The sequence below is a fragment of the Pseudomonas sp. BLCC-B112 genome (assembly GCF_028550695.1).
Lineage (GTDB): Bacteria > Pseudomonadota > Gammaproteobacteria > Pseudomonadales > Pseudomonadaceae > Aquipseudomonas > Aquipseudomonas danubii.
Genome location: NZ_JAQQGK010000006.1, coordinates 353,038 through 379,117, shown reverse-complemented (window position 1 = coordinate 379,117; position 26,080 = coordinate 353,038). Strand labels below are relative to the sequence as shown.

23 protein-coding genes and 2 pseudogenes are annotated in these 26,080 nt (G+C 62.0%); 14 read left to right on the top strand and 11 right to left on the bottom strand.

Features of this window, described 5'->3' with window-relative positions:
• Positions 1–74 precede the first annotated feature (74 nt).
• The gene (gene gcvP / locus PQT43_RS18250; RefSeq protein WP_272754399.1) at positions 75–2,942 is read left to right on the top strand and encodes an aminomethyl-transferring glycine dehydrogenase; all 2,868 of its coding nucleotides are present in this window, start codon (positions 75–77) and stop codon (positions 2,940–2,942) included.
• 224 nt (positions 2,943–3,166) lie between these two features.
• On the opposite strand, the gene PQT43_RS18245 is transcribed toward gcvP, so the two are convergent.
• Positions 3,167–3,604, bottom strand: coding sequence for an MFS transporter (locus tag PQT43_RS18245; RefSeq protein ID WP_267269088.1), 438 nt, complete (start codon positions 3,602–3,604; stop codon positions 3,167–3,169).
• A 110-nt stretch (positions 3,605–3,714) separates the two neighbouring features.
• A complete protein-coding gene (locus tag PQT43_RS18240; protein ID WP_272754398.1) occupies positions 3,715–4,764 on the bottom strand; it encodes a type III polyketide synthase in 1,050 nt (349 codons plus the stop codon).
• A gap of 196 nt (positions 4,765–4,960) precedes the next feature.
• On the opposite strand from PQT43_RS18240, the pseudogene PQT43_RS18235 reads away from it, so the two are divergent.
• A pseudogene (locus tag PQT43_RS18235) lies at positions 4,961–6,000 on the top strand (IS3 family transposase).
• A 61-nt stretch (positions 6,001–6,061) separates the two neighbouring features.
• Here the strand turns inward: PQT43_RS18235 and PQT43_RS18230 are convergent.
• The 7 genes and pseudogenes from PQT43_RS18230 to PQT43_RS18205 all read right to left on the bottom strand — a co-directional run bounded on the left by PQT43_RS18230 (position 6,062) and on the right by PQT43_RS18205 (position 11,877).
• A complete protein-coding gene (locus tag PQT43_RS18230) occupies positions 6,062–6,379 on the bottom strand; it encodes a DUF2388 domain-containing protein (RefSeq protein ID WP_123389996.1) in 318 nt (105 codons plus the stop codon).
• Positions 6,380–6,450: 71 nt separating this feature from the next.
• Positions 6,451–6,900, bottom strand: a complete 450-nt coding sequence (locus PQT43_RS18225; RefSeq protein WP_102862165.1) for an NfeD family protein — start codon at positions 6,898–6,900, stop codon at positions 6,451–6,453.
• Between the two features lie 10 nt (positions 6,901–6,910).
• Positions 6,911–7,831, bottom strand: a complete 921-nt coding sequence (locus tag PQT43_RS18220; RefSeq protein WP_102862164.1) for an SPFH domain-containing protein — start codon at positions 7,829–7,831, stop codon at positions 6,911–6,913.
• 138 nt (positions 7,832–7,969) lie between these two features.
• Positions 7,970–8,683 (bottom strand): methyl-accepting chemotaxis protein, encoded by a 714-nt coding sequence (locus tag PQT43_RS31475; RefSeq protein WP_371826187.1) that lies wholly within the window; start codon positions 8,681–8,683, stop codon positions 7,970–7,972.
• 141 nt (positions 8,684–8,824) lie between these two features.
• Positions 8,825–9,151 (bottom strand): annotated as a pseudogene (locus PQT43_RS31470) (HAMP domain-containing protein); the annotation flags it as partial.
• Between the two features lie 506 nt (positions 9,152–9,657).
• Positions 9,658–11,436: a GspE/PulE family protein gene (locus PQT43_RS18210; protein WP_272754396.1), complete on the bottom strand. Its 1,779-nt coding sequence runs from the start codon at positions 11,434–11,436 to the stop codon at positions 9,658–9,660.
• A gap of 111 nt (positions 11,437–11,547) precedes the next feature.
• A complete protein-coding gene (locus tag PQT43_RS18205) occupies positions 11,548–11,877 on the bottom strand; it encodes a hypothetical protein (RefSeq protein WP_102881221.1) in 330 nt (109 codons plus the stop codon).
• Between the two features lie 124 nt (positions 11,878–12,001).
• Here PQT43_RS18205 and PQT43_RS18200 point away from each other — a divergent pair, with 124 nt between their 5' ends.
• Entirely contained in the window at positions 12,002–12,472 is a 471-nt protein-coding gene (locus PQT43_RS18200; protein WP_065902318.1) for an Lrp/AsnC family transcriptional regulator, read from the top strand.
• 9 nt (positions 12,473–12,481) lie between these two features.
• Here the strand turns inward: PQT43_RS18200 and PQT43_RS18195 are convergent, their stop codons facing one another.
• Positions 12,482–13,849: a CYTH domain-containing protein gene (locus tag PQT43_RS18195; RefSeq protein ID WP_102862160.1), complete on the bottom strand. Its 1,368-nt coding sequence runs from the start codon at positions 13,847–13,849 to the stop codon at positions 12,482–12,484.
• Between the two features lie 159 nt (positions 13,850–14,008).
• Between PQT43_RS18195 and argE the strand changes: the two genes are divergently transcribed.
• The 11 genes from argE (at position 14,009) to coaA (ending at position 25,407) form a co-directional block, all read left to right on the top strand.
• On the top strand, positions 14,009–15,166 hold the full coding sequence (gene argE / locus PQT43_RS18190) for an acetylornithine deacetylase (RefSeq protein WP_272754394.1): 1,158 nt from the start codon (positions 14,009–14,011) through the stop codon (positions 15,164–15,166).
• A gap of 136 nt (positions 15,167–15,302) precedes the next feature.
• Complete coding sequence (gene argA, locus PQT43_RS18185) at positions 15,303–16,601, top strand: amino-acid N-acetyltransferase (protein WP_102862158.1); 1,299 nt, start codon at positions 15,303–15,305, stop codon at positions 16,599–16,601.
• Positions 16,602–17,101: 500 nt separating this feature from the next.
• The gene (locus PQT43_RS18180) at positions 17,102–18,469 is read left to right on the top strand and encodes an OprD family porin (protein WP_267269085.1); all 1,368 of its coding nucleotides are present in this window, start codon (positions 17,102–17,104) and stop codon (positions 18,467–18,469) included.
• Positions 18,470–18,743: 274 nt separating this feature from the next.
• Complete coding sequence (locus PQT43_RS18175; RefSeq protein ID WP_102862156.1) at positions 18,744–19,382, top strand: peroxiredoxin; 639 nt, start codon at positions 18,744–18,746, stop codon at positions 19,380–19,382.
• 312 nt (positions 19,383–19,694) lie between these two features.
• Entirely contained in the window at positions 19,695–20,288 is a 594-nt protein-coding gene (gene ssuE, locus PQT43_RS18170; RefSeq protein ID WP_102862155.1) for an NADPH-dependent FMN reductase, read from the top strand.
• 90 nt (positions 20,289–20,378) lie between these two features.
• Positions 20,379–21,344 carry a sulfonate ABC transporter substrate-binding protein gene (locus tag PQT43_RS18165; protein ID WP_170001763.1) on the top strand — a complete coding sequence of 322 codons (966 nt, stop codon included), beginning with the start codon at positions 20,379–20,381 and terminating at the stop codon, positions 21,342–21,344.
• Between the two features lie 24 nt (positions 21,345–21,368).
• Positions 21,369–22,517, top strand: a complete 1,149-nt coding sequence (gene ssuD, locus PQT43_RS18160) for an FMNH2-dependent alkanesulfonate monooxygenase (protein WP_272754393.1) — start codon at positions 21,369–21,371, stop codon at positions 22,515–22,517.
• 9 nt (positions 22,518–22,526) lie between these two features.
• Positions 22,527–23,315: an aliphatic sulfonate ABC transporter permease SsuC gene (gene ssuC / locus PQT43_RS18155; RefSeq protein WP_272754391.1), complete on the top strand. Its 789-nt coding sequence runs from the start codon at positions 22,527–22,529 to the stop codon at positions 23,313–23,315.
• Complete coding sequence (ssuB, locus tag PQT43_RS18150) at positions 23,312–24,118, top strand: aliphatic sulfonates ABC transporter ATP-binding protein (protein ID WP_102881218.1); 807 nt, start codon at positions 23,312–23,314, stop codon at positions 24,116–24,118. Before ssuC ends, ssuB begins: the two co-directional genes overlap by 4 nt.
• 35 nt (positions 24,119–24,153) lie before the next feature.
• Complete coding sequence (locus PQT43_RS18145) at positions 24,154–24,369, top strand: TOBE domain-containing protein (RefSeq protein ID WP_011064106.1); 216 nt, start codon at positions 24,154–24,156, stop codon at positions 24,367–24,369.
• Positions 24,370–24,489: 120 nt separating this feature from the next.
• Positions 24,490–25,407, top strand: a complete 918-nt coding sequence (coaA, locus tag PQT43_RS18140; protein ID WP_102881217.1) for a type I pantothenate kinase — start codon at positions 24,490–24,492, stop codon at positions 25,405–25,407.
• Positions 25,408–25,411: 4 nt separating this feature from the next.
• Here the strand turns inward: coaA and PQT43_RS18135 are convergent, their stop codons facing one another.
• Positions 25,412–26,050: a TetR/AcrR family transcriptional regulator gene (locus PQT43_RS18135; RefSeq protein WP_110594277.1), complete on the bottom strand. Its 639-nt coding sequence runs from the start codon at positions 26,048–26,050 to the stop codon at positions 25,412–25,414.
• Between the last annotated feature and the right edge of the window lie 30 nt (positions 26,051–26,080).

The following is a 26,080-nucleotide window of genomic DNA, read 5'->3' as shown; positions in this document are numbered from 1 at the left end:
GCAGAATCGGCTGCTATGCTGCTTGGCACCCTGTTGCATCGACGCTGAGCGCCGCTTATCGGAGAGAGCCTGCCATGTCCCCGTCGCCATCCCTGAGCCAGTTACGCGAGCCCAACGCATTTCTCCACCGGCACCTGGGGCCTGATGCCGAGGAGCAGCAGGCGATGCTCGCCAGCCTCGGGCTGGGGAGTCGGATCGAGCTGATCGAGCAGACGGTACCGCCGGGCATCCGCCTCAATCGCGCCCTGGACCTGCCACCGGCGCTGGATGAGCAGACGGCCCTGGCCAAGCTCAAGGGGTATGCCGCGCAGAATCAGGTCTGGACCAGCCTGATCGGCATGGGTTACCACGGCACCCTGACGCCGACGGTGATCCTGCGCAACGTGTTGGAAAACCCCGGTTGGTACACCGCCTACACGCCCTACCAACCGGAAATCGCCCAGGGCCGACTCGAAGCCCTGCTGAATTTCCAGCAGATGACCATCGACCTCACCGGCCTCGATCTGGCCAACGCCTCCTTGCTGGATGAGGCCACCGCAGCGGCCGAAGCCATGGCCCTGGCCAAGCGCGTGGCCAAGTCCAGGAGCAATCTGTTTTTTGTCGATGAACACTGCCATCCCCAGACCATCTCCGTGGTGCGCACCCGGGCCGAGGGGTTCGGTTTCGAGGTGATCGTCGACGCTGTGGATAACTTGCCCGCGCATCAGGTGTTTGGCGCGCTGTTGCAGTATCCGGATACCCACGGCGAGATCCGCGACCTGCGGCCGTTGATCGATCAGTTGCATGCCCAGCAGGCCCTGGCCTGTGTGGCCGCCGATCTGCTCAGCCTGCTGGTACTGACCCCGCCCGGCGAGCTGGGGGCCGATGTGGTCCTGGGCTCCTCCCAGCGCTTCGGCGTGCCCATGGGCTACGGCGGTCCTCATGCAGCGTTTTTCGCTTGTCGCGACGAGTACAAGCGGGCGATGCCCGGGCGCATCATCGGCGTGTCCAAGGATGCCCGCGGGCAGGTGGCCTTGCGCATGGCCCTGCAAACCCGCGAGCAGCATATCCGCCGCGAGAAGGCCAACTCCAACATCTGCACCGCCCAGGTGTTGTTGGCCAACATCGCTAGCTTCTATGCGGTCTATCACGGTCCGGCTGGCCTCAAGCGCATTGCCCAGCGGGTGCATCGATTGACCTGCATCCTCGCTGCGGGCCTTGAGCGCCACGGCATAACGCGGGTCAACCGGCACTTTTTCGACACCCTGACCCTGGAGGTGGGCGGCAGTCAGACCGCGATCATCGAGAGCGCCAAGGCGCTGCAGATCAACCTGCGAATTCTCGGCCGTGGCCAGTTGGGCCTGAGCCTCGATGAGACCTGTGACGAAACCACCGTGGCCCGGCTGCTGGACGTGTTTCTCGGCGCGGATCATGGATTGGACGTCGCCGAACTGGATGCCGAGGTGCTGGCCTCGGGTCTTCCTGACAGCCTGTTGCGCCGCAGCCCCTACCTGACTCATCCGGTGTTCAGCGCCCATCACAGCGAAACCCAGATGCTGCGCTACCTCAAACAACTGGAGAACAAGGACCTGGCGCTCAACCAGTCGATGATCCCCTTGGGCTCCTGCACCATGAAGCTCAATGCCAGCAGCGAGATGATCCCCATCACCTGGCCGGAATTCGCCAACCTGCACCCCTTTGCCCCTCGGGAGCAGGCCGTCGGCTACACCTTGATGATCGAGGAACTGGAGCGTTGGTTATGCGCCATCACCGGCTTCGATGCCATCTGCATGCAGCCCAACTCCGGTGCCCAGGGCGAATACGCGGGGTTGCTGGCCATTCGTCGTTACCACGAGAGCCGCCAGCAAGGCGGGCGGCACATTTGCCTGATACCGGCCTCGGCCCATGGCACCAACCCGGCCTCGGCACAAATGGCCGGGATGCAGGTGGTGATCGTCGAGTGCGATGAGGCCGGCAACGTCGACCTGGAGGATCTGACGGCCAAGGCCCAGGCCACCGGTGATCGGCTGTCCTGCCTGATGGCCACTTACCCCTCGACCCATGGCGTCTATGAAGAGGGCATCAGCCAGATCTGTGCAGTTATCCACAGCCACGGCGGCCAGGTGTACATGGACGGCGCCAACCTCAATGCCCAGGTGGGCCTGACTCGGCCTGCGGACATCGGCGCCGATGTCTCGCACATGAACCTGCACAAGACGTTCTGCATTCCCCATGGCGGCGGCGGGCCGGGGATGGGGCCGATCGGCGTGCGAGCCCATCTGGCGCCCTTTGTCGCCAATCACCCGGTGGTGCCCATCGACGGGCCGCTTGCAGAGAATGGCGCGGTCAGCGCGGCGCCCTGGGGCAGCGCTAGTATCTTGCCCATCAGCTGGATGTACATCGCTCTGATGGGGCCGCAACTGGCGGATGCCAGCGAGGTGGCGATCCTCGCCGCCAACTACCTGGCCGCCCAGCTCAGCGGCGCCTTCCCGGTGCTCTATAGCGGGCGTAATGGCCGAGTGGCCCATGAATGCATCCTCGACCTGCGGCCGCTCAAGGCGCTGACCGGGATTACCGAGGAGGATGTGGCCAAGCGTCTGATGGATTACGGCTTTCATGCCCCGACCATGTCCTTCCCGGTGCCGGGCACGCTGATGGTGGAACCCACCGAAAGCGAGTCCAAGGCTGAGCTGGACCGCTTCGTCGAGGCCATGCTGAGCATTCGTGCCGAGATCGCCCAGGTCCAGGAGGGCAATTGGCCGGCCGAGGACAATCCGCTCAAGGGCGCGCCCCATACCCTGGCGGACATCACCGGGATCTGGGAGCGGCCCTACAGCATCGAGCAGGCGGTGCTGCCCAGTGGTCATGCCCGGGCCCACAAGTACTGGCCTGCGGTGAACCGGGTGGACAACGTCTACGGCGATCGCAACCTGTTCTGCGCCTGCGTCCCGGTGCAGGCGTGATTGTGCGCAGGAACTGGCGTCCTGGCGGCTGAGCAGCGGGTCATGGATGTCATGACCCAGGCTGAAGCCGACAAAGCGCAGTTGCTTGAAGTGGTCCACCAGATACACGCAGAACACGCCTGGCTGACTGCAAATGCTCAGGGCGTGATACGGGATCATCAGCGCCTCGCCGTCGGTCTTGGGCAGGTTGCCGTTGCCCTTGTAGAACCAGCCCTGGCGGGTGTTCAGGCTGACCTCGCTGACCTGGGCCAGGAGGCTGTCGCTGGGTTTGAGTGGCGGACGCAGCGGCCCTTGCGGGTGTCCCTCGGAAGGCTGCTGCTCAGGGCCACGTACAGGATCGACGGCAGGCCGAAATGGCTGGCGGCAAACCCGGCCACGGCCGGGGACAGCACGGCAATCGAGGCCACCAGCACGCGGCGGGTGCCCAGACGTTCGATCACGCCGCCCATGCCCAGGGCGGACAGCCCCCAGGTGAAGGCCAGCGCGGCGGACAGGTAGCCCAGGTCCTGATAGTCCAGTTGCAGGTCGTGCATGATCACCGGAAACAGCGGCAGGATGATGAAGCGATCCAGCCCCACCAGCCCGAAACTCAGTGACAGCAACAGCACCATGGATCTTTCGTAACGGCTGTCGGCAGCCGTGGTTGGTATTCCAGCGTTCATCGCTCTGCTTCCTTGAAAACCATGAACCCGGCGCGGCGCGCCGTGAGGGTGCGGCCTGACGTTGCCTTACAGCCCGGCAACGTCAGGTCGGACAGACGCAGGTTTTCCCGTCAGGCGGTCCACTCACCGACGGCCATTTCCGCAGTGAAGCCTGGGCCGAAGGCTGCCAGCAGGCCGATATCGCCTCGATTCAGGTTGGAATCGAACTGCCGCTTGAGCACGTCGAACACCACCACGCTGGCGATGTTGCCGGCTTCCGAGAGGCTGCTGCGCGATTGCGAGACCCGGTTCGAGGCCAGGTCCAGGTGCATCACCAACTCGTCGAGGATCTTGCGTCCCCCGGTGTGGAAGATGAAGAAGTCGTTGTGCGCGCAGTTCTGTTCGAACGTCTCGTAGTTGAGCTTCTCCATCACCGGCGCCACGTCCTTGATGGAATTCATCACCGCCTTGTCCAGGGTGAAGTGGAAGCCGGTGTCCTTCACGTCATATTTGATGTAGTGCTCGCTCTTGGGCAGGAAGAACGACTCGGTCTTCTTGATCTTGAAACCGCCAGCCTGGTCGTCGGCGCGCAGCACGCAGGCCGACACCGCATCGCCGAACAGGGCCGCGGAGATGAAGGCATGCAACTTGGTGTCGTCTGGCTGATAGCACAGCGAAGAGAACTCCAGGGATACGATCAGCACATGGTTGCGAGCATCGAGCCGGGTGAAATCGTTGGCCCGGTTGATGGCCGCGGCACCGGCCACGCAGCCCAGCTGGGCGATGGGCAGTTGCACGGTGGAATTGGGCAGGCCGAGGTCGTTGATCAGGTGCGCGGTCAGCGACGGCATCATGAAACCGGTGCAGGAGGTGACGATCACCATGCGGATGTCGCTGATCTGCAACCCGGCATTCTCGATGGCCTGGCGCGCCGCCGCCGACGACATCTGCCGGGCTTCACGCTCATAGACGATGCTGCGGTGGGTGAAGCCGGTGTGTACCGCCAGTTCGTCGATCGGCAGCACCAGATGGCGCTCGTTGACTTCAGTGTTGGCGATCATGCGTTTGGCCAGGGCCATGCGCGGATGGTCGGCGTGGAGGTTTTCCAGGTGATCAACCATCTGCTGCTGGGTGATCTTGTGTTGCGGAAACATGACGTGTGGGAGGCAAAGAGTAGACATGATGGGTCCTTGGCTCTAAGTAAGCCAATAAGTTAAGGGGTGGGATGAACGAGCCCCATGAAAGACAGGACACCGTTTCCCCCTTACGATAAGGGATAGGCAAACGGTTATGTTTATGGCTAACAGCAACGATAAGAGTGGGGAGCTTTTGGGCCAGGAGCGGCGACGCCGCTGGAGCCCGGAGCAATAGCTGGTCATGGTTCGCGAGAGCCTTGAGCCAGGACAAAGTGTGTCGCTCGGCGCAACGGCATCAATGCCAACCAGTTGTTCCTGTGGCGCAAGCTCTATCAGGACAGGCAGCCTGTCGGCGGTCAGTGCGGGCGAAGCCGTGGTGCCGGCCTCCGAGCTGAGCGACGCGCTCAAGCAGATCCGTGAATTGCAACGGATGTTGGGCAAGAAGACGATGGAAGCAGAAATCCTCAAAGAGGCCGTGGAGATCGCCCGGTCGCGAAAATGGATTGCGCACTCACCCTTGTTGCCGGGGGACGACCAGTGAAGCTGGTCAGTGAATGTCTCGGTGTGGCGCGCTCGCAATTAACAGTTTGAATCAAGCAATCGGTGGTGCCCAAGGCACGGCGCAGCAAGCCTGTGAACGACGCTGAGTTGGTGGTCGAAACCCAACAACAGGTCAGCGAACTGCCCAGCTATGGTTACCGTCGTGTCTGGGGATTACTACGTCGTGCCCGTGAAACCCAGTTGCTACCCGCGATCAACGTACAGCGGGTTTACCGGGTCATGCGTGATCACAACCTGCTGCTTGAGCGCCGGATCAAACAGCCCGGTGTGCCGCGTCGGCACGAAGGCCGTATTGCGGTGCAAACCAGCGATACACGTTGGTGCTCGGACGGCTTTGAGTTCCGTTGCGAGGACGGCGCCAAACTGAGCGTGACCTTCGCCCTGGATTGCTGTGATCGCGAAGCCATCGGCTGGGTCGCGAGCCCGACCGGGTACAGCGGCGATGATATCCGCGACTTGATGCTGGAAAGCGTGGAGAAGCGTTTTGGTGATCAACTGCCCGCCACGCCGGTACGCAGCCCGCAGAGCAACGGCATGGCCGAGAGCCTCGTGAAGACGATCAAGCGTGACTGCGTGGCGCACATGCCCAAGCCAGATCGAGAAACGGCGCTGCGTAACCTGGCCATTGCCTTTGAACACTACAACGAGCAGCATCCGCACAGCGCCTTGAACTATCGCTCACCGAGGGAGTTCAGGCGCTTGGCAGTGGCATCCATTTAACGGGGGAGTTGGTGTCCGGTTTTGTAGAGGCAAGTCCAGTCAGCCATCCCTGGGACGATCCTTACTCCTGTGCGACGGCGTTCTTCGCCAGGATCGCGTTGGCCAGTTCCATGTCAGTGGCCTTGAGGTCGGGATTGTCGGCGCGGACTTTCTGCATGGCGGCTTCCAGGTACGGGCCGCGAATGCTGCCTTCGCTGGCGACGAAGCTGCCGGCGTCGTCCTGGGCGGCGACGATCAGCTTGTGATCCTTGAAGGTCAGGTAAGTGGAGCCGGTGGTGGCGCCGGAGGAAATGACGTTACGCCAGAAGGTGTCGGCCATTGCCGAACCAACGGGAAGAGAAAGCAGGGCAAGGGTGGCGACAGCTATTTTCAGACGCATGATGGGTGACTCCAACTGGGGGTTATCTGCACCGTTTGATTCTAGATACCCCAGCGGAGTTCCGTGACCCATCAGTCAAGGTTTTCGACCAGCAGAATGGCGCCTTCCTGGCCAATCACACGCACCCGGGCGCCCACAGGCGCGTCGGCGCCCTTGGCGATCCACACCCCATCGGCGACCTTGATCCGGCCACGGCCGTCAACGATCGCCTGATGCACCACGAAGGTCTTGCCGACCAGCTCCTGCCCTCGCAGGTTCAGGTTCGGCTGGTCGCTGGGGCGCACCACACTGCGTTGGCGACGCCACCAGTACAGGGCGGTCAACACTGATAGCAGGCCGAACAGGAGGAACTGCACCTCCCAGGTCAGGCCGGGAATCAGAAAGGTCAGGACCCCTACGGCGGCAGCCGCCAGGCCGATCCACAGTAGATAGCCTCCGGCGCCGAACACTTCGAGAATCAGCAATACGGTGCCCAGGGCCAGCCAGTCCCAGAACGATAGTGCGTGCAGGAATGCCAACATGGATCGGGCCTCAGACCTTCTTGCCGTCGAACGTGGCCTTGACGATTTCGCCAATGCCGCCCACGGCGCCTATCACCTGGCTGGCCTCCAGTGGCATCAGGATCACCTTGCTGTTGTTGGCCGACGCCAGCTTGCCCAGGGCATCGATGTACTTTTGCGCGACGAAGTAGTTGATCGCCTGGACGTTGCCGCTGGCGATCGCCTCGGATACCACCTGGGTCGCCCGGGCCTCGGCTTCGGCCTGGCGCTCCCTGGCTTCGGACTCAAGGAAGGCTGCCTGACGTTCACCCTCGGCTTCCAGAATCTGCGCCTGCTTCTTGCCTTCGGCGGTCAGAATGGCCGCTGCCCGCAGGCCTTCGGCTTCGAGGATCTGGGCGCGCTTGACCCGTTCGGCCTTCATCTGCCCGGACATGGCCGCCATCAGGTCGGCAGGCGGGCTGATGTCCTTGATCTCGATACGGGTGATCTTGATCCCCCAGGGTGCGGTGGCTTCGTCAACGGTTCGCAGCAATTTCTCGTTGATGCCGTCACGTTGGCTAAGCATCGCGTCCAGTTCCATGGAACCGAGCACCGTACGGATATTGGTCTGCAGCAGGTTGCGGATGGCGTGCTCAAGGTTGTTGACCTCGTAGGCCGCCTGGGCGGTGTTGACCACCTGGAAGAAGCACACGGCGTCGATCTGCACCGTGGCGTTGTCGGCGGTGATGACTTCCTGAGGGGGAATGTCCAGCACGCTTTCCATGACGTTGATCTTGCGACCGATGCGGTCCATCACCGGAATGATGATGTTCAGCCCCGGCTTGAGGGTGTTGGTGTAGCGACCAAAGCGCTCCACTGTCCACTGGTAGCCTTGGGGCACGACCTTGAAACCCATGAACACCAGGGCCACCGCAAGGCCGACAAAAAGTAACAGTACGCTTCCGATCTGCATAACATTCACCTGTTCAGTCATTGCTCAAGGGCTCGAGGAGCACGAGTGTACGGCGGTGCCCGGCCCCGCGCCGGTATACCTTGGTCCTTGCATCATCAGGACACACATCACCGGCGCGATTCGGGCACGCCGCAAGGTTCAAAGCTGGAAGCGGGTGACCGAGGTTTGCAGGGTCGCCACAGAGTTTTCCATCTGCTCCACCGTTTGGGTCAGCTCACGCATGGCCTGGCTGTTGCGCCGGGCTACCTGACTGATCATCTCCACCCGTTGCGCCACTTCGCTGCTGGCCTTGGACTGCTCGCCGATGGTGTGGGAAATCTCTTCCACCATCAGCGCCGAACGTTGGGCACCCTGGCGAATCTCGTTGATCGAAGTCCCCGCTTGCTGGGCCATGTGCACCCCGTCGCTGACCCGGCTGACCCCGGTTTGCATGCTGCTCACTGCTTGCTCGGTGGTTTCACGGATGCGCTCGATCATGCCGGTGATCTCCCGGGTGGATTGCGCGGTGCGCGCCGCCAGGTTGCGCACCTCGTCGGCGACCACGGCGAATCCGCGTCCGGCCTCGCCAGCCCGGGCCGCTTCGATGGCGGCATTCAGGGCCAGCAGGTTGGTCTGCTCGGCGATGCCATTGATCACCTGGATGATCGAATGGATCTCCTCCGAGGACTGGCCCAGGGCGGTAATGCTCTGGGACGACTGGTTCACTGCCTCGGCGATGTGGCTCATGCCGTCCACGACCCCGAGGATCACCTGGCCGCCGCTGCCGGCCAGGGACTCGGACTGGGCGGCAATGCCCTGGGCGTTGCGGGCGTGCTCGGCGACCTGGGCAATGTTGCTGATCATCTGCTCCATGGCTGCTGCCATGTCGGTGGCGCCGTCGGCCTGCTCGGTGGCGCCGTCGGCGATGCCCAGCGAGGTGTCGCTGAGGCTGTGGGAGCGCCCCCGCAACTCCTCGCTCTCATGGCGGATGGTGGTGATCATCTGCCGCAGGTTGTCCTGCATTTCGCCAAGGGCCTGTTGCAACTGGCCGGCTTCGTCCCGGCTGTCGACACTGATAGGCATGGTCAGGTTGCCCTGGGCGATGGCCCGGGCGGTGGCGACGGATTTTTCCAGGGGCTTGAGGACCCGGATGAGCAATTGGCGGGTCAACAGGCACAGGGCCAGGGCGGCAATCAGACTGCCGCCGATCAGCCACCAGGCGGCTTGGCGTACGGCGGTTTCACTGTCTGCGCTGGTCTGTGCGGTAGCGGCTTCGATCTTGCTGCTCAGTGCCGAGTTGCGGGCCTCCACTTCACTGAAACGTTGAGAAAACTCCGGCATTTGCAGGCGCGCGGCCTGGGGGTCCTTGAGGGCCTGTTCGGCGATGCTTTCGGCCGCATGAATGTAGCTTTCCAGGACCGGCTGCAACTCGCTGATGGCATCGCGAATATCCGGCGCCAGGGGCAGCCGGGCGTTTTCCGCCAGGGCCTTGCGGAACCAATCGCCGTGTTCGCGCAGACTGTTGCGCACCTCCTCTGCGGCCGCGCTGTCGCCGGGTTCGCTGCTCAGAGCCTCCAGCACATCGGCCCGCAGGGCGTCGTGCATCATGTCGGCTTCCAGGTGATTGCGCAGGGCATTGGCATTGACTTCATTGTCATGCAGGGCCTTGGCCAGGCGTGACTGTCCCCAGAGGCCGAGGCCGGCTACCAGGGCAATGGCCAGCAGGCTGAGAACCCCGGAGGCGATCATGTTGTGACGAATATTCATGCCTGGCTTCCTGCTTGTCTTGGCGGTGGTTAAAGCGTAGCCCAGCACTTGGGGTTCGCCTCCGGGCGAGCGGGGCCTGGTTACTGGTTTTCGCTTTGAGGTGTCACCCGCAGCACTTCCTCCAGGCTGGTCAGGCCATCGGCAAGCTTTTGTGCGGCGGCCAGGCGCAGGCTGCGCATGCCGTCGTCGCAAGCCTGGCGACGCAGGCCGGCGAGGTCGAGGTCGTCTCGAACAAGGGCTTTGAGCGGGGTACTCAAGGGCATGATTTCGTAGACGCCGGTACGTCCGTGATAGCCGGTGCCACGGCACTCTGCGCAGCCCACGGCCTTTTTGCTCAGGGGCGGGAGTGACAATTGTCGGGGGGAGGTCAGGCTCTGCCAGTCATCCGGGGCGAGGGCGGCGGGCGCCTTGCAGTGGGGGCACAGGGTACGCAGCAAGCGTTGGGCCATGACGCCGATCAGGGTGGCCTTGATCAGATAGTGAGGCACTCCCAGTTCCAGTAGGCGGCTGATGGCTCCGGGGGCATCGTTGGTGTGCAGGGTGGAGAGCACCAGGTGCCCGGTGAGTGCAGCCTGGATAGCCATTTCGGCGGTCTCCAGGTCGCGGATCTCGCCGATCATGATGATGTCCGGGTCCTGGCGCATCAACGCACGCACGCCGCTGGAAAAGCTCAGGTCGATATTGTGCTGCACCTGCATCTGGTTGAACGCCGGCTCGATCATCTCGATCGGGTCTTCGATGGTGCACAGGTTGATCTCGGGGCTCGCGAGCTTTTTCAAGGTGGTGTAGAGGGTGCTGGTCTTGCCCGAGCCTGTGGGGCCGGTCACCAGGATGATGCCGTGGGCCTGCGCGGTCATGGCTTGCCAACGGTTCAGGTCGTCGGCGGCGAAGCCCAGCTGATCGAAATCCTTGAGCAGCACCTGCGGGTCGAAGATGCGCATCACCAACTTTTCGCCAAAGACCGTGGGCAGGGTCGAGAGCCGCAACTCGATCTCGCTGCCTTCGGGAGTACGGGTCTTGACCCGGCCATCCTGGGGTTTGCGTTTTTCCGCGACGTTCATCCGTCCCAGGCTCTTGAGGCGGCTGACGATGGCCAGGGTCACCTGGGGCGGGAACTGGTAGACGCCGTGCAGCACCCCGTCGATGCGAAAGCGCAGGGTGCCGTGCTCGCGGCGGGGCTCGATATGGATATCGCTGGCCCGTTGCTGGAAGGCGTACTGAAACAGCCAGTCGACGATGTTGATGATGTGGGCGTCGTCGGCATCCGGCTCCTGGTCGCTGGCCCCGAGCTTGAGCAGTTGCTCGAGGTTGCCCGGGCCGCTTGTCCTTTGCTCGCTGCTGGCCCCGCTGACCGATTTGGCCAGGCGATAGAACTCCAGGGTCAGGCGCTGGATATCCACTGGGCTGGCCACCACTCGATGGATCGAGCGCTTGAGGACATGGGCCAGATCAGCCTCCCAGGCGCTGACATAGGGCTGGGCGCTGGCCACGGTGACGCTTTGGGCATCCACCGCCACGGCGAGGATATTGTGCCGCTGGGCGAAGGCGCAGGACATCAGCGGTGTGATGCTGGCGACGTCGATCTGCAACGGGTCGATGCGCAGGTAGGGCTGGCCGGCGCGCCGGGCCAGCCAGGCAGTGAGGCTGTCCAGGTCCAGATGCTGGCCGGGACGCTGCAAGTCCGGCAGATGCTGACTGGCGATCAGTTCCAGGGGATGCAAGGGGTTGCTGGTGCCGTGATGGCGGGCGCTGAGGGCCTGTTCGGCGGCATCCTGGCTGATGCGGCCCTGGGCCAGCAGTTCACGCAGCAGCTCACTGAGGTCCAGCCAGTGATCCTGGGCAATGTGTGCGGCAGCCATGGGGGCTCCTTGGGGCTGTTGTCCAGACGCGGGTCTCTGACCACAAATGGCCAAGAATAGCCCCGCCAGTCTGGGCCGCCGCCTGCCAAGGGTTGCAGGGTTTTTCCGGCCTCAGCCAGCGGCCTGCAGTTGCGCCGGCTCTGCCCGTTCCAGTTCTACCGAGCAGACGCTGATCAGGTTGCGCAACTTGTCGCCGATCACCCGAGCCCGGTGCCAACTCAGGCCGTCGAGTTCCACGTCGATGTGCAGTGTGGCGTCTTGCTGGATCACCGTGACCCGCTGGGGCACCAGAAATTGCAGGGCGAAGTGGTTGAGCACCCGACACAGGACATCGGCTTCGGCCTCGGCCGTCATCTGATAGTGCACGCGACAGTGGACATTGTTCTGGTTCCAGACATCGGCGCGGGATGATTGGCCAGGGGCGGGTTCGAGATGGGGCATGGCAGTCTCCAGATCAGTGGAGAAATTTTTACATTCGGTTTCGGGTATTTCTTATCTAAGATTGAGCGGAATTCATGAAAGTAGAATTGTTTGATTCAAGGTTTTATAGATAAGGGGATTTATTATGCATAGCGAGCTGGACGCCTACGACCGCCGGATACTCGCGTTGCTGCAAGAGGACGCGTCACTTTCCAGTGCGCAGATTGCCGAACAGGTGGGCTTGTCCCAGTCACCGTGCTGGCGGCGGATTCAACGCTTGAAGGAAGAGGGGGTGATCCGTGGCCAGGTGACCTTGCTTGATCGCAAGAAGATCGGCCTTAACACGCAGATCTTTGCCGAGATCAAGCTCAACGCCCACGGACGCTCCAACTTCACCGAGTTCACCGAGGCGATTCGCGGTTTTCCGGAGGTGCTGGAGTGTTATGTGCTGATGGGGGCGGTGGATTTCCTGCTGCGCATCGTGACCGCGGACATCGAAGCCTATGAGCGGTTTTTCTTCGAGAAACTGTCCATGGTGCCCGGCATTCAGGAGGTGAACTCGATCGTTGCCCTGTCGGAGATCAAGTCCACCACCAGCCTGCCGGTACTGCGCTAAGGGGGCGGCTTACATGCGCAGCAGGGTTTTCCAGGCGCGGTTCTGGAACACCGCGATGGCCTGTTGCTTGCGGGCATCGAGGGCTTCGTCGGTAATGGGTTCGTTGGCCAGTTGTGCCAGCTTGTTCAGTTCACCGTAGAGGCGGTCCAGCTCCGGAATGTCCAGCGCGGCGCGGGCGTGGTGCAGCCAGGCCTGGATACGTTCGATCCGCGGTAACTGCTCGGCCAGATCTTCCGGCTGCTGCTGGTAGCGCGGCAGTTGCAGGGAGGTCGCTTCCTCGGCCAGCAGGCGTGGCAGCCAGCTGCCCAGTTGCGCTGCACCCTGGCGGTTGCCACGGGTGTTGCGCTCGGCGGTCCAGGCTCGGGCCAGCAGCCAGCGCGAGGTGTTCAGGGAGAACAGGCCCCAGCGTACGTCCTGCAGTTCCTCGATGAACTGCTCTGGCGCGGCTTTGCGCACGTCTTCATCGTCGAGGCCGGCTTGTACCAGCGGGCGCCAGTCTTCCAGCAGGGCATCCAGGGCGCTACGCAGCTCAGCGGTGGATTGGCGTGGCGCAGCCTGGCCCAGGCTGCTGGCCAGAGCGCGCAGCTCGGCGAGGTTATCCACCCAGTCCTGCAGCAGGCGCCAGTGACCGTTGAAGCGATACTGTTCGGCCAGGCGCTGGCTGCTGCCCAGCAGGTGCCAGGCCAGGGCGGCGAAGGCATCGTCCAGCGGGGTTTCGGCGCTCAGCTGTGGCGCCGGCAGGCTCAAGGAGTAGCTACCGGCATCGAACAGGCGATAGCCACGCTCGGCCTTGCTGATGTCGCAGGGCATCAGGGGCAGGGTGAGGGCCAGCTCCGCCGCCAGTTCCAGCAGAGCAGCGGGCTCGCCTTCACGCAGTTCCAGCTCCAGCTCGCAGATTTCTTCCTTGTGCTTGCCGGCGATCACCTGGCCCAGGTCCAGGGCCGCCTCGATCACCACTTTGGCCTTGCCACGGCCCCAGGCGATTTCCGCACGCTCACGGACAAAGTCGGTGGTGAACAGCGGCTTGAGGGTCTTTTTGTCCAGCTCGGCCAGGGCTTCGGGCCAGCATTCGCCGTCGAGTTTTTTCACGTCGAGCTTGGCTTTGGCCAACGACCAGTCGTACTCGTTGCGCTCGGACAGGCCGGCAACGCTCTGGCCGCTGGTCTTGAGGGTCTGGATCACTGCGTCACCGTCACGACGCAGGCGCAGGGCGACTTTGGCCCGGGCCAGATCGCGCTCTGGGGTGTCGAAGTACTGGTTCATCAGCTCACGGCGTTCCCAGCCACTTTTGTTGCGTTTTTTCAGTAGCGGGTGCTCGCGCAGGGCGGCGAGGGTTTCGCGGCTGACGCGGAGTTTGATTTCGGTTTCTTTCTGCATGGCCGGAAAATCCAGGATCGGGAGTGCAGCCGGGGGAAGAGTTGGCTGCCAAGGCCGTGCAGTGTACAGGACCAGGCGCCCGGAGGCGCCACGACGGTTCCTTCCTCTCACGAGATGCCTCTATGATGGTCCTTATCTTGGGATCTGCGGAGCCAGTTCATGCCATTGCCGTCCATGAAAGATCAGTTCGCTGCACTGATCGCCGCGCCGTCGGTGAGCTGCACTCAAGCGGCGCTGGATCAGTCCAACCGTCCGGTCATCGACTTGTTGGCCAGTTGGCTTGGCGACCTCGGTTTTGCCTGCGATATCCAACAGGTCAGCCCCGGCAAGTTCAATCTGCTGGCCAGCTTCGGCAGCGGTCCCGGTGGCCTGGTACTGGCCGGGCACAGTGATACGGTGCCGTTCGATGCCGCTTTATGGCAGACCGATCCGCTGAAGTTGACCGAGGTCGACGGCCGCTGGGTCGGTCTGGGCAGTTGTGACATGAAGGGCTTTTTCGCCTTGATCATCGAAGCGGTGCGACCGTTGCTGGAGCAGCCATTCAAGCAGCCGCTGCTGATCCTCGCGACCTGTGATGAAGAAAGCTCCATGGCCGGTGCCCGGGCCCTGGCGGAAGCCGGGCGGCCCCTGGGGCGCGCGGCGGTGATCGGCGAGCCCACGGGCCTCAAGCCGATCCGCCTGCACAAGGGGGTGATGATGGAGCGCATCAATATCCTCGGGCGCAGCGGCCATTCCTCTGACCCGCGCCTGGGGCGTAGCGCTCTGGAAGCCATGCACGACGCCATCGGCGAGCTGCGTGGGTTGCGGCTGCTGTGGCAGCGCGAGTACCGCAATCCACAGTTCAGCGTGCCGCAACCGACCTTGAACTTCGGTTGCATCCACGGTGGCGACAACCCCAACCGCATCTGCGGCCAGTGCTCCCTGGAGTTCGACCTGCGTCCCTTGCCGGGCATGGACCCGCAAGTGCTACGCGAGGCGATCCGGCAGAAACTTCAACCCATTGCCGAGCGGCATGAAGTGCAGATCGACTATGCGCCGCTGTTCCCTGCGGTGCCGCCGTTCGAGCAGCCCGAGGACGCTGAGCTGGTGCGGGTGGCGGAGCGGCTTACCGGGCATCGTGCCGAAGCAGTAGCGTTTGGCACTGAAGCGCCTTATCTTCAGCGCCTTGGCTGCGAGACGCTGGTGCTGGGCCCGGGCGATATTGCCTGCGCCCACCAGCCCGGGGAGTACCTCGAAATGTCACGCTTGCAGCCTACTGTGCAGTTGCTACGAGAGTTGATTGAACATTACTGCCTGACGCCGGCCCAATTTCAGTAAATTACCGGCGTCCTGATCCGTACCCATGAGGAGAGTAAGCGTGTTGCCAAGCCTGTTCCGACGATAACCATCAGCCCGCTGTGCGTTTTCCGTTTCGTCCTTTTATAGGCTGCTTTTTATTTACAGGCTCAGGTTCATGCCCGAATACGTCAATTGGCTCCGCCACGCGTCTCCCTATATCAACGCTCACCGTGACTGTACCTTCGTGGTCATGCTCCCGGGCGACGGCGTTGAACACCCCAACTTCGGCAATATCGTCCACGACCTGGTGCTGCTCCACAGCCTGGGGGTTCGCCTGGTGCTGGTGCATGGTTCACGGCCACAGATCGAAGCCCGTCTGGCGGCTCGCGGTCTGGCGCCCCATTACCATCACGGCCTGCGGATTACCGACGCGGCGACCCTGGAGTGCGTGATCGACGCCGTGGGCCAGTTGCGCATTGCCATCGAGGCGCGTCTGTCCATGGACATGGCCTCCTCGCCCATGCAGGGCTCGCGGTTGCGGGTCGCCAGCGGCAACCTGGTGACGGCCCGCCCGATCGGCGTGCTGGAAGGTGTCGACTACCACCACACCGGTGAAGTGCGTCGGGTCGATCGCAAGGGCATCAATCGTCTGCTGGACGAGCGCTCCATCGTGCTGCTGTCGCCTTTGGGGTATTCGCCCACTGGCGAGACCTTCAACCTGGCTTGCGAGGACGTGGCCACTCGCGCCGCCATCGATCTGGGGGCCGACAAGCTGCTGCTGTTCGGTGCCGACCCGGGGCTGCTGGATGAAAACGGCAAGCTGGTGCGCGAGTTGCGCCCGCAACAGGTTCCGGCGCACTTGCAGCGCCTGGGCAGCAATTACCAGGCCGAACTGCTGGATGCCGCTGCCGAGGCCTGTCGTGGGGGGGTGGGACGTAGCCACATCGTCAGTTATGCCGAAGATGGCGCCCTGCTGACGGAACTCTTTACCCGTGATGGCGGCGGCACCCTGGTGGCCCAGGAGCAATTCGAGCGGGTGCGCGAGGCGGCGATTGAAGATGTCGGTGGTTTGTTGGATCTGATCAGCCCACTGGAAGAACAGGGCATCCTGGTACGGCGCTCCCGGGAGGTGCTGGAGCGTGAGATCGAACAGTTCAGCGTGGTCGAGCGCGAGGGCATGATCATTGCCTGCGCTGCCTTGTATCAGATTGCCGACTCCGACGCCGGCGAGCTGGCCTGCCTTGCGGTGAACCCGGAGTATCGTCATGGCAAGCGCGGTGATGAACTGTTGGAAAGGATTGAAACCCGGGCCCGGGCTCAAGGGCTGAAGACCTTGTTCGTCCTCACTACCCGCACCGCCCACTGGTTTCGTGAGCGGGGTTTTGTGCCCAGCAGCGTCGAACGTCTGCCGTCGGCCAGGGCCTCGCTGTACAACTACCAGCGCAATTCGAAGATCTTCGAAAAGGCCCTCTGAGTCTATTTTTCGTTCTGCAATACACAACGCCTCGACCCCAGGATCGAGGCGTTGTCGTTTTCTGCACATGTCAGAAAAATTTCATTTCGACACAAAAACTGTAACAAATTGACGGGAGGATAGGCTCTTAGCCATGATGCGTCGCTTTTTTGATCCTCCATGACGTTTTACGCCCCTGGCGCGGGGGGGACCTTGAAGGGCTGAATCGGGGAAAAATTTTCAGAAATAAGCTTGCGAGTGCCTAGGCCGGGGCTCTCGGCTTTACAGTGGCTAGCGTTATTCCTGAAAGGTATGAAAAAGGACTAAACAATTCTTTTTGGGTTTATGAGTAATTCATTACCCTGCATGGACCAAATCACTGCGATTAGACCATGGTCGTAGACATAGATAGTTACGATTGACTTGTCGGTCACGGTCTGGCGCTAATCGCGCATCTGTGGCACCCGGGCGTTCGATCTGGGGCCAGGAACCACAAGAATTAGAAACGAGAGGAGCGAAACATGAACAAGTCCACCTTGGCCCTGGCTGTGGCCGTAGGGGTTTTGGCGCAGCAGGCAGGCGCCGCCGGTTTCATCGAAGACAGCAAGGCTACCTTGGGGCTGCGCAACTTCTACATCAATACCGATAACCGCGATGGCGATGCCAAAGCTGCGGGCGCTCAGAGTAAGCAGGAAGAGTGGGGCCAAGGCTTCCAACTCAACTTCACTTCCGGTTACACCGAAGGCACCGTCGGTTTCGGTCTGGATGCAATCGGCTTGTTGGGCATCAAGCTGGACTCGGGCGGCGGTACTAACGGCGCCACCTCCACTTCCTATGGCGGCACCGTCTTCCCAAGCAAGTCTAATGGCGAAGCCGTTGATAACTATTCCAGCCTGGGCCTGACTGCCAAAGCCAAGGTCTCGCAGACCGAACTGAAGCTGGGCACCCTGCAGCCAAAACTGCCGGTTATCGTGACCAACGATGGTCGCATGCTGCCGCAAACCTTCCAGGGCGGCCAGATCACTACCAACGAGATCAAGGATTTGACTCTGGTCGGTGGCCAGATCGAGCACGCCAAAGGTCGTAACTCCAGCAACAACGAAGAGTTGTCCATTGCTGGCGCCAATGCTCACACAGCAGCAGGCCGTGATAGCAACAAGTTCATCTACGGTGGCGGTGACTACAAAATCACCAAAGACCTGACGGCTCAGTACTACTACGGCAACCTGCAAGACTTCTACAAACAGCACTTCGTGGGCCTGCTGCACAACTGGGCTATCGGCCCGGGCGTATTGAAGTCTGACCTGCGCTACTTCAACAGCCGTAACGACGGTGCCAATGGCCACGACTCGGCTTACTACACCACCGGTGACTACGGCACTGGCATCACCAAGGGCAAGGTTGATAACCGTCTGCTCAGTGGCTTGTTCCTGTACTCGGTTTCCGGCCACACCTTCGGCGGCGGCTATCAGGTCAGCAACGGTGACAGCGATTTCCCTTGGCTGAACCAGGGTGACGGCTCGTCGGCTTACCTGACCACCGACATGCAGATCCAGAAATTCGCCCGTGCCGGCGAACGCACCTGGCAAGCTCGCTACTCCTACGATTTCGCCAAAGTGGGTCTGCCAGGTCTGACCGCAGGTGTGGTTTACCTGCGTGGCGACAACATCGATACCGCTGGCAAAATCGGTGCAGATACCAAAGCGACCGCAGCCACTGGCCGCTCCGAGTGGGAACGCGACCTGACTGTTGCCTACGTGATTCCGGAAGGTCCGTTGAAAAACCTCGGCCTGACCTGGAAGAACGCCATGTGGCGTAACGACATCCCGGGCCAGCGCGATCAGGACGAAAACCGTCTGATCGTCAGCTACTCGATCCCGCTGTTGTAATAGCGCGATAAAGCCTCGCCCGGCGCAATGCCGGGCGAGGTATTGCTTCAAGTCAGGCCCACCCCCGTGAGCCCTTCCTGAATCCCCCTCTTTGTACAGCTACTCAAGGCCTTCTCGAACCTTGTTGAGAAGGGTGGTCTTCGCCTGCGCGCGCGTCCAGTGAAGAGATTTTTAATATTCAATTTGATTATGAATAAATCGATATTTATTCTTTTTAAATAAACTCCGGTGCAGGCAGAGTAGCTCCATCACGCACTCACAGGAGCAGCACCCCATGAGCCTCAGACTGGGCGACATCGCCCCCGACTTCGAACAGGATTCCAGTGCCGGCAAGATTCGTTTCCACGAGTGGCTGGGCGATAGCTGGGGCGTGCTGTTTTCCCACCCCGCAGACTTCACGCCGGTGTGCACCACCGAGCTGGGTTTCACCGCCAAGCTCAAGGACGAGTTCGCTCAGCGCGGAGTCAAAGCCATTGCCCTGTCGGTGGACCCGGTGGACTCCCATCACCGCTGGATCGAGGACATCAACGAAACCCAGCACACCATCGTCAATTTTCCGATTCTGGCGGACGCCGATCGCAAAGTGTCGGACCTCTATGACCTGATTCATCCCAATGCCAGCGACACGCTGACCGTGCGTTCGCTGTTCGTCATCGACCCGAACAAGAAGATTCGCCTGACCATCACCTATCCCGCCAGTACTGGGCGCAACTTCCACGAAATTCTCCGGGTGATTGACTCGTTGCAACTCACCGACAACTACAAAGTGGCCACTCCGGCCAACTGGCAGGACGGTGACGAGGTGGTGATAGTGCCCTCGCTCAAGGACGAGGAAGAGATCAAACGCCGCTTTCCCAGAGGTTATCGCGCAGTGAAGCCTTACCTGCGCCTGACGCCGCAGCCCAATCGCTGACCCACTCACCGCTGTAGGAGCCGGCTTGCCAGCGAAAGCGGTGGTGAGGCCGGTGCAAGTCTTGCGGACCCTTTCGCGGGCAAGCCCGTTCCTACGCAGAACGCCGAGGTAACAGAACCACAAAGCAGGGGTTTTAAGGCCGTTTCGACGGCCTATTTTTTTGCCTGGAAATCATCGTTCCTTATATTCATTTAAGGAATAAATAAATGAATAAATAAGATTTATGGATATAAAAATAGACTGTTAAGGTCTGTTCAGTCCGGCGAGATCGCATCCCGCGAATCGCTTTATCTTGTTCAAGGAATCCCCTGCATGCTGGTGGTCTCTCTCGGTGGCAGTCCCAGCCAACGCTCCCGTTCCGGGGTGCTGCTGGAGTTGGCCAAGCGCTGGTTGCAGCAGCAAGGCGTGGAAGTGGTCAGTTACCAGGTGCGGGACTTCCCGGCCGAGGATCTGCTTCACGCTCGCTTTGACAGCGCCATGGTCATCAACCTGCTGCAACACATTGAACAGGCCGACGGCCTGCTGATCGCCACACCGGTGTACAAGGCGTCGTTTTCCGGGGCGCTGAAAACCCTGCTCGATCTGCTGCCGGAACGCGCACTGAGCCACAAGGTGGTGCTGCCCATGGCCACAGGCGGCAGCATCGCCCACATGCTGGCGGTGGATTACGCACTCAAGCCTGTGCTCTCGGCACTCAAGGCCCAGGAAATGCTCCAGGGCATCTTTGCCGAGGACAGCCAGATCGCTTATGGCGAAGGCAGTGTGCAGCCGCAGCTGGCCGAGGCTCTGGAGCTGCGTTTGAAAGAGGCTCTGGAGCAGTTTCACAGCGCCATGGCCCGTCGCCCCAAACCGCTGGACCCCCATGTATTGAATGAACGCCTGTTGAGTGCTCGCTGGAGCATTTGAGCCACACCCCTGATTTGAAGTACTGGCCTTACTCGCCCGCCAACGGGCAAGCAGGTGCAGCCACAACCCCACAGCAAAAAGGAGAGCGCCATGCGCCCTGTCATTTTGCGTCGCGGTCTGGTCGCTCTGTTTGCTGCGGCTGTGTCCTTCGGCGCCATTGTTCAAGCTCAAGCCGAGACCTTGCGTATCGGTTATCAGAAGTACGGCACCCTGGTGCTGCTCAAGGCCAAGGGCACTCTGGAAAAGCGCCTGGCGCAGCAGGGCGTGGACGTGAAGTGGACCGAGTTTCCTGGTGGTCCGCAGTTGCTGGAAGGGCTGAACGTCGGTTCCATCGACTTCGGCGTGACTGGCGAAACCCCGCCGGTGTTCGCCCAGGCCGCCGGTGCCGACCTGCTCTACGTGGCCTACGAACCACCGGCGCCCCATAGCGAAGCCATCCTGGTGCCCAAGGACTCGCCGATCAAGTCGGTGCAGGACCTCAAGGGCAAGAAAGTGGTGCTGAACAAGGGCTCCAACGTTCATTACCTGCTGGTCCGCGCCCTGGAAGACGCCGGCCTCAAGTACAGCGACATCCAGACCGTGTTCCTGCCTCCGGCCGATGCCCGAGCGGCGTTCGAGCGTGGCAGCGTCGACGCCTGGGTGATCTGGGACCCCTACCAGGCGGCAGCCGAGCAGCAACTGCAGGCACGCACGCTGCGTGACGGCAGTGGCATCGTCGACAACCACCAGTTCTACCTGGCGACCAAGCCCTACGCACAGCAGCACCCCGAGGTGATCAAGACCCTGGTGGAAGAAGTGCGGGCCGTGGGCGAGTGGTCCAAGGCCAACCCGCAGGAGGTCACCCAGCAAGTGGCGCCGTTGCTGGGCCTGTCTACCGATATCACCCTGACCTCGGTGAAACGCCAGGGCTACGGTGCGGCCTTCCTGACCCCGGAAGTGATCACCGCGCAGCAGAAAATCGCCGACAGCTTCTATCAGCTCAAGCTGATTCCCAAGCCGCTGAGCGTCAAAGACGTGATCTGGACGCCCCCTGCCGCCGTGGCCAAAGCGCCGTAAATCGACCCCTTAGGAGACAACTCCATGAGCCTCAACATCTTCTGGTTTCTGCCCACCCACGGCGACGGCCATTACCTTGGCACCGCCGAAGGCGCTCGCGCCGTGGATCATGCTTACCTGCAGCAGATCGCCCAGGCCGCCGACCGCCTGGGGTTTGGCGGGGTGCTGATCCCCACCGGGCGCTCCTGCGAGGATTCCTGGTTGGTGGCGGCGTCGCTGATTCCGGTGACCCAGCGTCTGAAGTTCCTGGTCGCCCTGCGCCCCGGGATCATTTCCCCGACGGTGGCGGCGCGTCAGGCGGCAACCCTGGATCGCTTGTCCGGTGGCCGGGCGCTGTTCAACCTGGTGACCGGGGGTGATCCGGACGAACTGGCCGGCGATGGCCTGTTCCTCGACCATGAAGAGCGTTACCAGGCCTCCGTGGAGTTCACCCGTATCTGGCGCCGGGTGCTGGAAGGCGAAACCGTGGACTATGACGGCCAGCACATCAGCGTGAAGGGCGCCAAGCTGCTCTATCCACCGCTGCAGCAACCGCGCCCGCCGCTGTATTTCGGTGGCTCTTCGGAAGCCGCCCAGGACCTGGCCGCCGAGCAGGTGGACATGGTCCTGACCTGGGGCGAGCCACCGGCCGCCGTGGCCGAGAAGATCCAGCAAGTGCGGGACAAGGCAGCCAAGCTCGGACGCTCCGTGCGCTTCGGCATCCGCCTGCACGTGATTGTGCGGGAAACCAATGCCGAGGCCTGGCAGGCCGCCGAGCGCCTGATTTCCCATCTGGACGACGACACCATCGCTCGGGCCCAGGCTTCCCTGGCGCGCTTCGATTCCGTGGGCCAGCAGCGCATGGCGGCCCTGCATGGGGGGCGTCGCGACAAGCTGGAAGTCAGCCCCCATCTCTGGGCTGGGGTGGGTCTGGTGCGTGGCGGCGCCGGCACCGCACTGGTGGGCGACGGCCCTACGGTGGCGGCGCGGATGAAAGAGTATGCGGACCTGGGCATCGATACCTTCATCTTCTCCGGTTATCCACACCTGGAAGAGTCCTATCGAGTGGCCGAGTTGCTGTTTCCGCACCTGGATATCGAACGGCCCAAGCTGCCCGAAGCCGCCGGTTACGTCAGCCCGTTCGGGGAGATGGTCGCCAATGACATCCTTCCCAAAGCCGCGTCCCAGAGCTGAGGTGCGGCCATGAATGGACAACGCATAGTGCATCGGCTGGCGCCCTGGGGGCTGCCGTTGCTGCTGCTCGCGGTGTGGCAACTGTCGGTGTCGGCGGGTTGGCTGTCGACCCGCATCCTGCCGGCTCCCAGCGCGGTGATCGAAGCCGGGATCAGCCTGGTCCGCAGCGGCTATATCTGGACCCACCTGGCTATCAGTGGCTGGCGTGCGGGGCTGGGCTTTGTCATCGGTGGCGGTATCGGCCTGGTGCTGGGCTTCATCACTGGCTTGTCGAAATGGGGTGAGCGCTTGCTGGACAGCTCGGTGCAGATGATCCGCAACGTACCGCACTTGGCGCTGATTCCCCTGGTGATTCTGTGGTTCGGCATCGACGAGTCGGCGAAGATTTTCCTGGTGGCGCTGGGCACTCTGTTCCCGATCTACCTCAACACGTACCACGGCATTCGCAACGTCGATCCGGCGCTGGTGGAAATGGCCCGTAGCTACGGCTTGTCGGGGTTTGCGCTGTTTCGCCAAGTGATCCTGCCGGGAGCCTTGCCCTCGATCCTGGTGGGCGTGCGTTTTGCCCTGGGCTTCATGTGGCTGACCCTGATCGTCGCGGAAACCATCTCCGCCAGCTCCGGCATCGGCTATCTGGCCATGAACGCCAGGGAGTTCCTGCAGACCGATGTGGTGGTGCTGGCCATCGTCATGTATGCGCTGCTCGGCAAGCTTGCAGACCTTGCGGCTCGGGGCCTGGAACGGGTCTGGCTGCGCTGGCATCCGGCCTATCAAGTGGCCAGGGGAGATGCCCAATGACGGCTCAACAACCTCCACGGCTGCTGCGGGGCATTCCCCTGGCCGTGCGCAAATTGCAAAAGACCTTTGGGGCGCGGCAGGTGCTGCGGGAAATCGATCTGCACATTCCTGCCGGTCAGTTCGTGGCTGTGGTGGGCCGCAGCGGTTGCGGCAAAAGCACCTTGCTGCGCCTGCTGGCCGGTCTCGACCAGCCTTCGGGCGGTGAGTTGCTGGCCGGTTCTGCGCCCTTGAGTGCAGCCATCGAAGACACCCGGCTGATGTTCCAGGAGGCGCGTTTGCTGCCCTGGAAGAAAGTCATCGACAACGTTGGGCTCGGCCTCAAGGGCAACTGGCGGCCCCAGGCCCTGGAAGCCCTTGAGGCGGTGGGCCTGGCGGATCGCGCCCATGAATGGCCGGCGGCGCTGTCAGGTGGCCAGAAGCAGCGGGTGGCCTTGGCGCGAGCCCTGATTCACCAGCCGCGACTGTTGCTGCTGGACGAGCCGCTGGGAGCACTGGATGCCCTGACCCGGATCGAGATGCAGCAGTTGATCGAGCGTTTGTGGCAGCAACATGGCTTCACCGTATTGCTGGTGACCCACGATGTCAGCGAAGCCGTGGCAATTGCCGATCGGGTGATCCTGATCGAAGACGGCGAGGTGGGCCTTGACCTGCACGTCGAGCTGCCACGCCCGCGGGTGCGCGGTTCCCATCGCCTGGCGGCCCTGGAAACCGAAGTCCTCAATCGCGTGCTGTCACTGCCAGGCTCACCGCCGGAGCCGGAACCCGTTTCACCCTTACCCACGCAGTTGCGCTGGGCTCTTTAAAACAGCGACTCATATTCGACCCCAGGAGAAATACCATGACCATTAAAGCCATCAACGTTCGCAATCAGTTCAAGGGAACCATCAAGGAAATCGTCGAAGGTGATGTGCTGTCGGAAATCGACGTGCAGACCGCTTCCGGGATTGTCACTTCGGTGATCACCACCCGTTCGGTCAAGGAGCTGGAACTGTCCATCGGCAGCGAGGTGATTGCCTTCGTGAAATCCACCGAGGTATCGATCGCCAAGTTGTGAGCGATGCAGTGCAACAGCCCCGAAGGGTGCGAGTCCTTCGGGGCTTTTTTCATGGACGCTGTAAATAACGGTCAGATTTGATACTTTCCCTGCTTTCGGCAAGGCCTGAACAGTACAAACATGACAACAGAGCAGGGTCCAAACGTAGGGTATCTGGAGTTTGATCGCGATCGCTGGTCAGCTCTGCGGGCCGCAGAACCCATGAGTCTGTCACCGTCCGAGATGGAGACGCTGACCAGTCCGACCCAGCCCATGGCGCCCGAGGAGGTGAGGCAGATCCTGCTCCCGCTGTCGCGCCTGCTGCATTTGCATGCGGCCCAGGTACAGTCACTCAAGGCCCCCCAGGCAGGTTTCAAGGCGCCTTATGTCATAGGTGTTTCCGGCAGTGTCGCGGTGGGCAAAAGCAGTTTTGCCAGGGTCCTGGCGGCCCTTCTGGCCTATTGGCCGGACAAGCCCAATGTGCATCTGGTGACTACGGACTCCTTTCTTTTCCCCCTGGCGACCCTTCAGGAAAAAAATATCCTGCACCGCAAGGGATTTCCCGAGTCCTACGATGAGCCGTTGTTCGTGGATTTTCTGCAGTCGGTGTGCAGGAAGGGCGAGTCCGTGAAGATCCCCATCTACTCCCACGTCCGCTACGACATCCTGGCCGATGAGGCGCAGTCGGTGGAGGCTCCGGACATCATCATCCTCGAAGGCCTGAATGTTCTGCAGGGGGAGCAGGGGCAAGGCCTGAGCTCCCTGGATTTCATCGACTTCTCCATTTACGTCGATGCGTCCGAGGAGGCGATCAAAGCCTGGTACCTGGAGCGCTTTGTCTACTTGAAGAACACCGCTTTCCAGGCGGCAGATTCCTATTTCAACAAGTACAAGGGGCTTTCGGACCTTGATGCCTTGTCGGTGGCGTCCGATACCTGGGACCGGGTCAATCTGAAGAATCTCGTCGAAAACATCCTGCCGACCCGGGAACGGGCGAACCTGATCATTCACAAATCAGCGGATCACAGCATCGACAGGTTGCTGCTGCGGCAGGTGTGAGCGCTCAGAGCGGCGTTGGGCGCTTGGGCAGGTAGGGCGGCAAGTAAAGGCTCAGGTAGGCATCGAAGACCCGCATACCTTCCTCCGCCATGCGCGGGGTGATCTGCCCGTGCTGCTGCACCGATCGCGCGTACACCCGGTCTCCCAGCTCCATGGCCAGGGCGAATACATCCACATCCTGGGGCAGTGTCGGCAGCTCGAAGTGGTGATTGAACAGCTTGTGCATCAGGTCACCCAGCTCAATGTCGTGCTGGCGATCGGCCTGGGTGACTTCCGTCAAACCGTGCTGGGCAAGGATCAACTGGCGGGCCGCCGCATCCTCGCCGTAGATGTCGAGCATGCGTTGTTCGACCAGGCGTGACAGGTCCCGCCAACTGTCGAGCCGGTCGTGGTCGATGGGCGCTTGCAGGCAGGCGCGAAACGCCGCGTGAACATCGGCGGTCAGTGCTTCCAGCAGGGCCGGCACACTGGCAAAGAAGTGATAGACCGAGGACGGTGGAATCTGCGCCCGTTCGGCCACGCTGTAGATCGACAGGCTGGCCACACCCTCGCTGGCGAGCAGGGTCCGGGCGGCGTCGAGTATCGAGTCGATCCGGGCCTGGCTGCGTGCACGGGGTTTGCGAAGAGGGGCGGTGCGCGTCATCGGTGTCTCCTACTGGGCAGCGGGCATTGT

Bases quoted from the DNA above. Each gene is read 5' to 3' on its own strand.
- ssuD (WP_272754393.1), top strand. From the start codon at position 21,369: ATGAGCCTCAACATCTTCTGGTTTCTGCCCACCCACGGCGACGGCCAT.
- PQT43_RS18135 (WP_110594277.1), bottom strand. From the start codon at position 26,050: ATGACGCGCACCGCCCCTCTTCGCAAACCCCGTGCACGCAGCCAGGCC.
- PQT43_RS18175 (WP_102862156.1), top strand. From the start codon at position 18,744: ATGAGCCTCAGACTGGGCGACATCGCCCCCGACTTCGAACAGGATTCC.
- PQT43_RS31475 (WP_371826187.1), bottom strand. From the start codon at position 8,683: ATGGAGCAGATGATCAGCAACATTGCCCAGGTCGCCGAGCACGCCCGC.
- PQT43_RS18180 (WP_267269085.1), top strand. From the start codon at position 17,102: ATGAACAAGTCCACCTTGGCCCTGGCTGTGGCCGTAGGGGTTTTGGCG.
- PQT43_RS18210 (WP_272754396.1), bottom strand. From the start codon at position 11,436: ATGGCTGCCGCACACATTGCCCAGGATCACTGGCTGGACCTCAGTGAG.
- PQT43_RS18230 (WP_123389996.1), bottom strand. From the start codon at position 6,379: ATGCGTCTGAAAATAGCTGTCGCCACCCTTGCCCTGCTTTCTCTTCCC.
- PQT43_RS18220 (WP_102862164.1), bottom strand. From the start codon at position 7,831: ATGCAGATCGGAAGCGTACTGTTACTTTTTGTCGGCCTTGCGGTGGCC.
- ssuB (WP_102881218.1), top strand. From the start codon at position 23,312: ATGACGGCTCAACAACCTCCACGGCTGCTGCGGGGCATTCCCCTGGCC.
- PQT43_RS18200 (WP_065902318.1), top strand. From the start codon at position 12,002: ATGCATAGCGAGCTGGACGCCTACGACCGCCGGATACTCGCGTTGCTG.
- PQT43_RS18240 (WP_272754398.1), bottom strand. From the start codon at position 4,764: ATGTCTACTCTTTGCCTCCCACACGTCATGTTTCCGCAACACAAGATC.
- coaA (WP_102881217.1), top strand. From the start codon at position 24,490: ATGACAACAGAGCAGGGTCCAAACGTAGGGTATCTGGAGTTTGATCGC.
- ssuC (WP_272754391.1), top strand. From the start codon at position 22,527: ATGAATGGACAACGCATAGTGCATCGGCTGGCGCCCTGGGGGCTGCCG.
- PQT43_RS18225 (WP_102862165.1), bottom strand. From the start codon at position 6,900: ATGTTGGCATTCCTGCACGCACTATCGTTCTGGGACTGGCTGGCCCTG.
- PQT43_RS18145 (WP_011064106.1), top strand. From the start codon at position 24,154: ATGACCATTAAAGCCATCAACGTTCGCAATCAGTTCAAGGGAACCATC.
- argE (WP_272754394.1), top strand. From the start codon at position 14,009: ATGCCATTGCCGTCCATGAAAGATCAGTTCGCTGCACTGATCGCCGCG.
- ssuE (WP_102862155.1), top strand. From the start codon at position 19,695: ATGCTGGTGGTCTCTCTCGGTGGCAGTCCCAGCCAACGCTCCCGTTCC.
- argA (WP_102862158.1), top strand. From the start codon at position 15,303: ATGCCCGAATACGTCAATTGGCTCCGCCACGCGTCTCCCTATATCAAC.
- gcvP (WP_272754399.1), top strand. From the start codon at position 75: ATGTCCCCGTCGCCATCCCTGAGCCAGTTACGCGAGCCCAACGCATTT.
- PQT43_RS18195 (WP_102862160.1), bottom strand. From the start codon at position 13,849: ATGCAGAAAGAAACCGAAATCAAACTCCGCGTCAGCCGCGAAACCCTC.
- PQT43_RS18245 (WP_267269088.1), bottom strand. From the start codon at position 3,604: ATGAACGCTGGAATACCAACCACGGCTGCCGACAGCCGTTACGAAAGA.
- PQT43_RS18205 (WP_102881221.1), bottom strand. From the start codon at position 11,877: ATGCCCCATCTCGAACCCGCCCCTGGCCAATCATCCCGCGCCGATGTC.
- PQT43_RS18165 (WP_170001763.1), top strand. From the start codon at position 20,379: ATGCGCCCTGTCATTTTGCGTCGCGGTCTGGTCGCTCTGTTTGCTGCG.